The sequence below is a fragment of the Mesotoga sp. B105.6.4 genome (genome assembly GCF_002896535.1).
GTDB lineage: Bacteria > Thermotogota > Thermotogae > Petrotogales > Kosmotogaceae > Mesotoga.
In genome coordinates this window covers 1-10432 of record NZ_JWIM01000048.1, presented here as the reverse complement: position 1 = coordinate 10432, position 10432 = coordinate 1, and the positions used below count along the sequence as shown (strand labels likewise).

Genomic DNA, 10432 nt, shown 5'->3' with positions numbered 1-10432 from the left:
TTCTAGGATACACCTTCAGAGTTCGTAGCTGCAAAGACAGAAATGGGAGGATCTTCTACAGCTTCACACCTGCAGTGAGTGAACAGGCAAAGAAGGCGATGAGGCAGAAGATCCGGAGCCATTTCTATTTTGCCAGAAACATATTGCGAAACCCCTAATATCATGTAACCCGTTTTCATCGCAAAAAACGATGGAGCGAAGACGTATTTCTGAGTGTGGTTTACGAATCCTCATTCATATACAGGGAGCCTTCATTTTCCGTTTATCCGTCATCATTAAAGAGTTCTATCTGCCTCTCAAGATGAGAGCAGATTGCTTCTATGTCTTCTAGATCTACTCTGTTCTCATCTTCTCTTTCCGGGTGAAAGGCAAAACGAGGATCCATATGAACAATCACCCTGTCACGACGATTCTTCAGTCTCGATATTCTGTTTGCCAGAAGAGCCTCTTCTCTTTCGAAGTCGTCCAGAACACGATAGAGCTCTCTTCGAAACTGCCTGGGACAACCCTGTCGAATGTATTCGCGGAAACTCTTCATTGTGAATCCACTGTTTCTGATAAGTTTCGATGCCCTTATAATTGCGCTATCGAAGAGTGAGCTTCTTATTATGAAATCGGCAGCTGATCTGGAATACTCTATCTCGATTCTGAGAAGGTCAGTTTCACGCCTGAGGACTCCAAGTCGTATGGTATAGCCGTCCCGCTTTTCAAGTTTTATCATATGAAAGATATCCATACTCAATTATAGCCTTTGAAAAGGGCTGCAGAAGTTTCATGAGAAGAGCGGGCAGAGCCCGCTCTCAAACGAGCATTCAAAAGAGTATCACGGAGCCCATTTAGTGAAGATCATTGGTTGTTGAATGGAGCCTGCGACTGAGCGCTCTGTCAAAGTCCAAGAGGTAGTAGAAGGAGATGCTCCCTTTATAGATGTATAGCATTTGTAGAATAGAGCCGGAAGTTGGTCAATCGATTTGGAAGTGGCATAAGTAGTTACTTCTGGCCAGTGAGCATCACTTGTGTAGTACGACAATTTCTGCAGGAAGTCTCCAGACCACTCAACATACATATCGTCAGGGTTGTGATCCGACGAGCCACCTGCACTATCCCAATCGGGATATGCACTCTTGGCAGCGGTAGTTGTAGTGATAATAATCTCGATGTTAGCTGGAGTGACTCCGCCGGATTTCAGACCATCAAGCCAGCTTCCTGCATGGCATGATTCAATTATTATACAGAACTTCACATTTGGATGTTCAAGGATGTAGCTTCTCAACTGACTCGCGTTGAAAGTTGTTCCTCCGAGGTTCATCAGATTAGTGTTTCCGTGTGCAATGAAATAGAGGGTAATGTAATCCACTTTTTCAGTGGTCAATAGATCGTTCATAGCAACTTGAACTGCAGTCCAGTTTGGAGCGGCCGCACCTTCAACATACTTCACGTCACGTACTCTGTCAGAACCCATAATGGCCTTGAATGCGTCAGACATAAGGTTTCTAACGTCACGGGCCTCTGCATAAAGATTCTGTGATGGTGTAATCCCACTGGTAATTACAGCGCCTTTTACTCTGAGAAACCTCTCCAACAGAAGTTCCCCGACATGAAATGAATGAAACCCATTCCCAGAGAGGAAAAAGACACAATAACGTAGTGAAAGTGTAGACAGCGAATAGTGAATAGTCAATTTCTAATTGATTTTGCTATCTTCTTTGTGCTTTCACTCTGTTCTGTTATGAAGAGTAAACCTAAATAGGGTGTCTCACTAATCAAATAGCTTGAATGATATCCATAATCTTTCTCAAATAACGATGGTGAAGATGATATTAAATGACCACGAGATTGTAAGTGAGAATCTTAAGGCCGATAATTGTGTCAAAGTCTCTATTTCTTATGTACTATATGAATTCTGAATCAAGGATACCTTAAAGTGTTGAATTGGTTCTCTCTATCTCTTCCCTTAGCTGCTACCTCATTGAGTGAAGCTTTTTCAGTCCAGTTGCCAGTCAACGGAGCTGTTTCTGCTTTTCTGTATCTAGACCTCTTCTTCTGTTTATGTCAATAACCGTTACCAAACCGGTCTTCTCGAATATATAGCCATAGAACTGATTGGAATCATATGCGCTATCAGAAAGAATGTACTTAAATCCTTTACAGGTGTCTGCTATCTTCGGTGCCACCTTCGAATCGTGTGTCGATCCTCCAGTAATGATCCAGTCGATTATTAACTTGTTGACCAGATTAAGAGATATATGCACCTTTCTTCCATAACGCCAGCCTTTGTTCGTCTTCGCCCAACTGGCCCCCTGGTCTTTATACTTCCCTCTCTTCCTTCTTCTCTGTGCTGTAGAGCCTTTACATGACCGCTCACGAAACGAATCTACCGTAACTTCTTTCCTTTCGAGCCCTTCCAGATCTGTGAAGAGTTTAGTTATCTTCTGGACTATTTCATGAAGAGGTATCCGTTTGGCTCTTCGACACAAGGTCTGGAATGATGGTATCGTCTTCAGCCCTAGGTACTCGACATACTCGCCATTCCCTTCAAGAAACCTCTTTGCTCTTCGATACGATTTCTTTGCAAGTGTCAGCAGTACCAGCAACTTCAATATCGTTGTTTCATCGTACTCTTTGTTCCTTCCCCTTACTTTCTTTACAGTTCCCTTTACCATGAACTTGTACAGGTTATCCAGTACCTTAAATGCTTCCCTTTTTCTCCATCCCTTGTGATAACATCTGTTTAGGCCTCTTTTCCGGTTCTTAGTCAATTCAATGGTACCACTATTGAATCTTTTGGAGACCCTCTTTTCGAGACACACTAAGGGTATACAGAAATACTGTATCCATAAGCGCTATAAGAAGCGGAACGAATCAAGCTCTCAAAAGAACCCTTCGAGTAATAGCAATTTGATTAATATTGATTCTAACACTTGAAGGTTATTTCGAGATCAAATCAGCATCAGTCAAAATGACGAACGGCCTGAAACTTAATCTCGAAGAGAGTTGAACAGAGAAGAAACTTCTAGGATTGTTTGAATTTCAGAAGCAATCAGGTCTTTCAAAAAGACTACCGATAACTCTCGAACCCTCATTCAAAAAGGAGACTTTCAATATCCTCACTTCTTGGAATTGACCTCTGGGCTCCCCTTTTGGTAACAGATAAAGCCGCGGCTGCACAGGCGTACTTGAGAGAAAAGTGAAGATCCAGTCCTCTGTCAAGCGAGCAGGCGAAGGCGCCATTGAAGACATCGCCAGCTGCGGTTGAATCAACAGCTTTTACTCTGAAAGTCGGAACAACTAGACTTCTAGACCTTCCTGTGAAGAGAACTCCTTTTTTTCCTCTCTTTAGCAGAACATTCTCACATCCCATTTCAAGAAGCTTCACGGCGGCTTCTTCAATACAGAGTGACGGTCCCGTAAGCTCAGCCATCTCCGTTTCATTCGGGGTAATAATATCTACGTATTGCAGAATCGATTTATCTATATTACTTGATGGCGCAGGATCGAAGATAACGGTCTTTCCGGCTTTGTAGAAGAGCTTTGCTGCGTATAGAGACGATTTGAAGGGGATTTCATTTTGTAGCAGAAGAATGTCGGCCTTTAGCAAACTCTCTCTTGAATCGTCGATAATCTCTGGAGACAGCCGAGAGTTTGCACCCGGGTATACTATTATCCTGTTTTCTCCTGATCTTGCAACCTCTATCAATGCAACTCCGTTTGGAGAATCTACAAGTCTTATTCCGTGCCCAAGATCAATAGCTTCAAGCTCTCTCTTCATCATCTGGGCATTTCCATCGTTTCCCAGGCAGGTCAGGAAGAATACGTCCCCACCAAGCGATTTGGCCGTTACTGCCTGATTTGCGCCCTTGCCTCCTGGATAGTAGGAAAGTTCCAAACCTTTCTGAGTCTGGCCGGGCATAGTGAATTTGTCTACGTTTATTACCATGTCGACGTTACTGCTTCCAATAACTGCTATCATAAAGGCCTCCATAAAAAAGCCGGAGGGAGATCACGCCCCCCGGCCTTTTAATCCTAATTACTTCAGCGTTACCAACTGGAGATCTACGGGGATATAAATCGTACCGATAGTCAGATACTCGAACGCTTTGACAACGGCAAGTTGGCCCATAACAAATGGTTGCTGAGCAACAGTAGCAGCCATTTCGCCTGCATTTACGGCCGCAACGGCATCATCAATGGCATCGAAACCTACGACTTTGATCTTGTCTAGAAGACCGGCGGCTTTTATGGCTTCGATTGCTCCAAGAGCCATCTCGTCATTGTGAGCAAAGACAGCGTCTATATTTGGATTCGCCTGAAGGATGTTCTCTATTACTACAAGACCTTCGGCTCTGTTGAAGTTTGCAACCTGTTTTGCAACTATCTTGATGCCCGGGTATTTTGAAATAGCTGCACCAAAGCCCTGACCACGGTCTCGCGCAGCCGATGTTCCAACGATTCCTTCAAGTTCAACTACGTTCCCCTTTCCATTGAGTAGCATTGCAACGTACTCACCGGCCATTATGCCGCCCGCAACATTATCCGAAGCAATATGCGCAACTACTTTTCCGCCATTAGCTCCTCTGTCAACCGTTATTACAGGAATCCCAGCCTTGTTAGCTTCCTCTACTGCAGTGACGATAGCATCGCTGTCAGTAGGGTTAATGATTATTAGATTCAGTTTCTGTTGCACGAAGTCTTCGATATCGCTTAGCTGCTTTGCAGGGTTATCGCGACCATCGGATACGATAACTTCTATTCCTAGACCGGCCGCTGCTTCAAGAGCTCCGTCTCTAAGTGTTACAAAGAACGGATTGTTGAGAGTGGATAGAGAGAGTCCAATTCTGTACGTTGCTCCAAAGAGAAATGCTGACGCTACTACCAGAACAAAGGTAATTACAAGTAGTTTCTTCATTTCAGTACCTCCTTATCAAAAATAGGCCTTGAAGGCCTTTAGTAAGATCGCTCAATCGTTGTTACTTTCGGCCATAACTGCCAGGAGTATTACGGCTCCCTTTACTGCCTGCTGGTAGAATGGTGAGATATTTACCAGATTCATACCGTTGTTTATTATTCCAAGAACCATGATGCCAAAAACCGTTCCGACTATCGACCCCTTTCCACCGGAGAGACTCGTTCCTCCCAGAACGACTGCGGCAATGGCGTCCAACTCATAACCCTCTCCAAATATGGGCTGGGCGCTATTTAGTCTTGCTGTCAAAATAAGCGCACTCAGTGCAGAAAGAAGCCCACTTATAATGTAAATAACAATCTTATATCTATCTACTTTTACACCACTTAACTTTGTCGCTTGCTCATTTCCACCTATAGAGTAAGTGTATAGACCCAGCTTCGTATTGAAGAGAAGGTACCAGGCAAGAGCAAATACTCCAAGCATTATTAACACAGGCACAGGAATTCCGAAGATCTCTCCGCGCCCGATTTCCCTGAAACCTGCCGGAAAACCTGTTACAGGCCTTCCCTGAGTGAAAGCCTGAGTGAGACTTCTGGCAATTGCCATAGTGGCAAGAGTTACTATGAAGGGCTGAAGTTTCATTTTGGCAATGATTACTCCATTGAATGCACCCATAAGAGCACCTATTCCGAGCGCAGCCAGAATTCCAAGCAGAGGAGAAGTGTTCTTAATAACACTTGCCCCGACTACTGCTGAGAAAGCGAATATCGAACCTACTGAAAGGTCTATCCCTCCAGAGATTATTACAAAGGTCATCCCAAATGCAATTATTCCGTTTATAGAGACCTGTCTGAGAACGTTCATGAAATTCGAAACGGTAAAGAATCTATCGCTTAGAAAGCTGAACACAAGAACAATTCCAACAAAACCGACAACGATCGGAAACCTTCTCAAAAGGCTGAGGGTTTTCTTCATCTTTGCTCTCCCATTGCCGCAGAAATGATGTTCTGCTGATTAATATCCTTCCTTTCGAATATGGCTGCCTGTCGACCCCGGTGCATTACGAGCACTCTGTCGCTCATACTGGTTACTTCTGGCAGCTCAGAAGATATCATGATGATTCCCTTACCCTGATTCGCCAGTTCATTCATCAAGCGGTAGACCTCAACCTTTGCTCCAACGTCGATTCCCCTGGTTGGTTCAACGAAGATTACGAGTTCAGGAGATTTAATGAGTCCCTTTGCCAGAACTACCTTCTGTTGATTCCCTCCAGAAAGGTTATTAATCCTCTGATCTGGAGAAGGTGTCTTTATAGTCAGTCTCTTTATCATCGCTTCAGCAAGTCTCTTACTCGCTCCCCAGCTAATGCTACCTAGCTTACTTACAAGTTCCGTATTTGGCAGCACAACGTTTTTTGTTATACTCAAAGGCGTTACTAATCCCTGTGTCTTGCGATCTTCGGGTATGAGAATAACTCCTCTTGCCAGTGCTCTGTCCGGCCTTATGGGAATAGGATATGGTCTTTTGGATAACTCGGCCCTGTTTGCACTAGCCTTTAAGCCACCGTATATGGCAAGGGCAACTGCTCCCTTACCTGAACCCACAAGCCCCGCTATTCCGAAGATTTCGCCTCTTTTCACTTCGAAAGAGACATTTTCGAAATGTCCAGATACCGAAAGCCCATCAACCATGAAAACGGGTTCTTCGGTCACAAGATTCTCTTTTGGGAACATATCGTCGATTCTTCTTCCTACCATATCCTTTATCAAACGATCGCCAGTATAGCTTTCCGTAGGACCGGAAGATATGAACGATCCATCTCTCAATATCGTAACCCTGTCGGCTATTTCGAAGACCTCTTCAAGTCTGTGAGAAATAAAGACTATCGACACGCCCTTCTCTCTGAGCTCTCTCATAAGTCTGAAAAGGATCGCCGTTTCATGCTCTGTTATTGTTGCAGTAGGTTCATCCATAACGATTATCTTTGCATCGGAAGCCAAGGCTCTAGCGATCTCGACAAGCTGTTTTTCGGAAACATTGAGTTTCTTAACTGTCGTGCCCGCAGGCACTGGAAAGTTGAGTGATCTCAGAAGATCCTCCGCTCTTCTTCTGAGTTTCCTGCGATTAAGATTCCACCAGGAGCTACTCTCTCTTCCCAGATATATGTTCTCTGCAACAGTTAGATCCTCGCTGAGATTCAACTCCTGATAGATTACTGCTATTCCATGCGCTATGGCATCTGAAGGACTCTCAAAGCGCACTTCATTGCCCTCGAGAATTATCTTCCCTTCATTCTGTCTGTAAACACCACTCAGAATCTTCATGAGAGTTGATTTGCCGGCACCGTTTTCGCCTATCAGAGCAAGAATCTCACCTCTCTTCAGATCGAAACTGACGCTATCCAACGCCTTTACACCAGGAAAGCTCTTGGAGATACCCTCCATCTTGAGAATGAAATCATCCATTGCTACTCTCCCTGATTTGAAGCGAGGTCTTCAGAAGAACCTTGCTGTTAGTCTTTTGACCGCTGATCTTTCTCAGAAGCATCTCACCGGCCGCCTTACCCATAGCGTATCCATCCTGCCGAACGGTTGTCAACCTTGGGTTGGTCATCCTTGAGAAGAGTATGTCATCAAATCCAGTAACCGAAACGGTTTTAGGCACATCATATTTCATTTCAGCCAACTCCATCATCGCTCCGAATGCTATCATATCGTTGCCGCATACTATGGCATTGGGTATTCTCTTGAGTCTTCTCAACATCTCTCTACCACTCTCAAAGGTATAGTCTCCAAAATGTATCTCGCAATCACTATTTTCTTCTGAGATAGCATCTTCAAATGCCCTCAACCTCTCTCTGGAGGAGAAGGTATTTACGGGACCACTTAAAAAAGCGAAGCTTTTGTTACCAGCTCTGATAAGATAATCCATCATCTTTCTCATTCCGTCGTAATTGTCTGAAAAGACATAAGAGACCCCTTCCCAATCTTGATAGTTATCGATAATCACGATCGGTAGGTGAGATGAAATAGCCTTAATAGACTCGGGAAGCTCTCCGAGGAGTATTGCGCCAATTCCCTCGATATTCCTTGAATACAGTGCCTTTAGAAGTTCTTCCTCCTTTAGAGGATCACCTGATGAACTGACAAGAAAAATGAAATATCCCTTCACGCGCAGATAATCTTCGGCTCCCTTTACTATTTGGGAGAAGAAGGGATTCACAATATCGGGGATAAGGAAGCCTATCATGCCGCTACTACCGATCCTGAGACTTCTGGCAAGTCTGTTGGGGACATAACCAAGCTCCTGAGAGGCCCTATTGACTTTCTCTTCAAGCTCAGGGCTTACATACAGACTTTTGTTGAGAACTCTGGAGACTGTGGCCGTCGAAACTCCCGCCTTCTCCGCTACTTCACGTATGCTTATCTTACTCTTCATTTATACCTTAAATCCTCCTGTAAACGTTTGCGTAAACGATTACACAGTAATATAAACATACTCGTATTGTAATAGCCAAGTCTATTCACACATTATCATGAACGTTCAGCTGAGACATGAGGTGATTATTGATTAGTTACTCTTCTATGCTTCTCCATTCTAGTTCATGTATCGTCGTAAGATCAAAACAAAAGTGGTTATAATAAGTCGCAGCAAACGAGGAAAATGAGATTAGTTGCTTCAAAATAAAAAGAGGGTGTTTCCACCCTCTTGCGATTTGTCATTTTAATCAGTAATACTCAATCTCCCTTGTTTCTTCCTGCTCTATCATCGCCATCTCTTTCCAACCATCTGTCTCAAGGTCGGCAATGTTCATGACATAGTAGGCTATCATAGAGATGTAGTTGCCCATTGAGTCATATTCATACTCGTACACGACCGCTTCCTTCTCATCTCCCCAGTAGCTATCGGAGATCTTAATCGATACATCGCCCATTTCGTTGTATTCAAGAGTAGACACGATTGGTTCTACGTCTTCTCCGGGCATCGCAAACATGTACATGAACTCTGATTCTTTTATCCTCTGATTCTTCTCATTGTATTCGTAGAAGGTTCTGCTGAGATCCATTCCCATCATGCCAAATCCCTCTTCGACAAGATTGCCTCTCTCATCATAAGCCATCGATATCGTCATTTCGATTTCTTCGCCCTCGCTGATTCCAGATATCTTCTGAGCGATTAACCTGCCAAACTCGTCGTATTCCATTATGAGGGTGGATTCTCCCTCTCCATCTTCTACAATAATTGACACTATCCTTCCATTCTCGATTGTTATTTGCTCAACTGATTCTTCAACTCCATTTTCTCTTCCGGCAATAGAAGCTAGCATTCCGCTTGCGTCATAGTTGAACAGAATCGCACTGATTTCGTTCCCTTCTTTGTCAGAAGAAATCTGTGATAGAAGTCTGCCCGATCTATCGAAAGAGAGTATCTCGTAAAACGGAAACGCAAAATCCTCTTCCATGTAGAACTCGTCTTCTGGATAAACTATCTTAACTGTCTTGACCGGTCCTCGCAGATTGAAGTCGCTCGCACTCATTGGGATCATGAATTCCGATTGTGCAAAGGCAACTAAAGCGAACGCGACGAGCAAAGAAATCAATAACACTTTCTTCATTACTACACCTCCATTTGCTAAGTTACTTTAATCATACAGGAGAGAGTAAGAAACGGGAACATCTATCTTATCTATAGGCGGGCGAAAATGCAGAATCTACTAATCGATAGACCATCTGAAGAAGAGAAATTCGAGATCATGAAGAAAATGTATTACTCAATTCCCGAGTCTAGTAGCGGGAGGTATTCACTTCCGGATCTAAGACCGATGGATGAAGTATACTCCGACTTTCTCAAGAAAGGAGACTCTTTGATAGTTCTCAGGAGCGGCGAAGAAATCGTAGGGCATTTACATTTTGGTCCCCAGATCGATGAAAGACTCGCGTTCGGAAGATCCGGTCACATCTATGACCTGTTTGTGAGCGACATATATAGGAGAAGAGGAGCAGGGAAGCTTCTGCTTAGTGCTTCTTTAGAAGAACTCAAGAGATCCTCTTACTTGACAGTCACAGCAAATACATACAGGCTTGGAGCAGGATGGCGCCTTCTCAAGAGCGACGGGTTTGAAGAGAAGAAGATTTGCTTTAGTGTGAGATGATTTTCTTGTCGGTGGAATAGTATTTGCCTCGTTTGAAGAGAAGCAGATTTGCTTTAGTGTCGGCAGAACACACCATGTTACCGAAAGAAGGCTAGAGGTAATGCGCGGTATACGCGAAGACTTGAGAAGTGTTTTTTTCGAGATTTCTTCTTCTCCTGAAGTGTTGAGAAGCCAGTTGTTTATGACTCCAAGCGAGCTGTTCTTCGCGTTGAATGAGACTCTGGATTCAGGGGGCAGAATTCTCATCTGTTGGCGAGATGAGAAAGCTGTCGGGATACTTATCTACTCTGTCTTCGAGGATTTGATGACATATAATTTACTTGGATATATAGAACTCGCATTTGTCATGCCGCATTTTCGAGGAAAGGGTGTTG

At 43.8% G+C, this 10432-nt stretch carries 11 protein-coding genes; 2 read left to right on the top strand and 9 right to left on the bottom strand.

Annotated elements, in window-relative coordinates:
* Positions 1-262 precede the first annotated feature (262 nt).
* The 9 genes from RJ60_RS10640 to RJ60_RS10600 all read right to left on the bottom strand — a co-directional run bounded on the left by RJ60_RS10640 (position 263) and on the right by RJ60_RS10600 (position 9521).
* Complete coding sequence (locus tag RJ60_RS10640) at positions 263-721, bottom strand: hypothetical protein (RefSeq protein ID WP_103134719.1); 459 nt, start codon at positions 719-721, stop codon at positions 263-265.
* 102 nt (positions 722-823) lie between these two features.
* Positions 824-1582, bottom strand: a complete 759-nt coding sequence (locus RJ60_RS10635; RefSeq protein WP_258006282.1) for a C13 family peptidase — start codon at positions 1580-1582, stop codon at positions 824-826.
* A gap of 418 nt (positions 1583-2000) precedes the next feature.
* The gene (locus tag RJ60_RS10630; RefSeq protein WP_103134718.1) at positions 2001-2759 is read right to left on the bottom strand and encodes a transposase; all 759 of its coding nucleotides are present in this window, start codon (positions 2757-2759) and stop codon (positions 2001-2003) included.
* A gap of 320 nt (positions 2760-3079) precedes the next feature.
* Positions 3080-3970, bottom strand: coding sequence for a ribokinase (rbsK, locus tag RJ60_RS10625; protein WP_103134717.1), 891 nt, complete (start codon positions 3968-3970; stop codon positions 3080-3082).
* 57 nt (positions 3971-4027) lie between these two features.
* On the bottom strand, positions 4028-4906 hold the full coding sequence (locus RJ60_RS10620) for a D-ribose ABC transporter substrate-binding protein (RefSeq protein WP_103134716.1): 879 nt from the start codon (positions 4904-4906) through the stop codon (positions 4028-4030).
* 51 nt (positions 4907-4957) lie between these two features.
* Positions 4958-5881 carry an ABC transporter permease gene (locus RJ60_RS10615; protein ID WP_099830800.1) on the bottom strand — a complete coding sequence of 308 codons (924 nt, stop codon included), beginning with the start codon at positions 5879-5881 and terminating at the stop codon, positions 4958-4960.
* Positions 5878-7371, bottom strand: a complete 1494-nt coding sequence (locus RJ60_RS10610) for a sugar ABC transporter ATP-binding protein (RefSeq protein WP_103134715.1) — start codon at positions 7369-7371, stop codon at positions 5878-5880. The genes RJ60_RS10615 and RJ60_RS10610 overlap by 4 nt, the downstream gene beginning before the upstream one ends.
* Complete coding sequence (locus RJ60_RS10605) at positions 7364-8344, bottom strand: LacI family DNA-binding transcriptional regulator (RefSeq protein WP_103134714.1); 981 nt, start codon at positions 8342-8344, stop codon at positions 7364-7366. The genes RJ60_RS10610 and RJ60_RS10605 overlap by 8 nt, the downstream gene beginning before the upstream one ends.
* Before the next feature lie 289 nt (positions 8345-8633).
* Positions 8634-9521, bottom strand: a complete 888-nt coding sequence (locus RJ60_RS10600) for an RHS repeat domain-containing protein (RefSeq protein ID WP_103134713.1) — start codon at positions 9519-9521, stop codon at positions 8634-8636.
* An 87-nt stretch (positions 9522-9608) separates the two neighbouring features.
* Between RJ60_RS10600 and RJ60_RS10595 the strand changes: the two genes are divergently transcribed.
* The gene (locus tag RJ60_RS10595; protein ID WP_103134712.1) at positions 9609-10058 is read left to right on the top strand and encodes a GNAT family N-acetyltransferase; all 450 of its coding nucleotides are present in this window, start codon (positions 9609-9611) and stop codon (positions 10056-10058) included.
* A gap of 100 nt (positions 10059-10158) precedes the next feature.
* A partial coding sequence (locus RJ60_RS15820; protein ID WP_374704111.1) for a GNAT family N-acetyltransferase occupies positions 10159-10432 on the top strand: 274 nt, incomplete at its 3' end.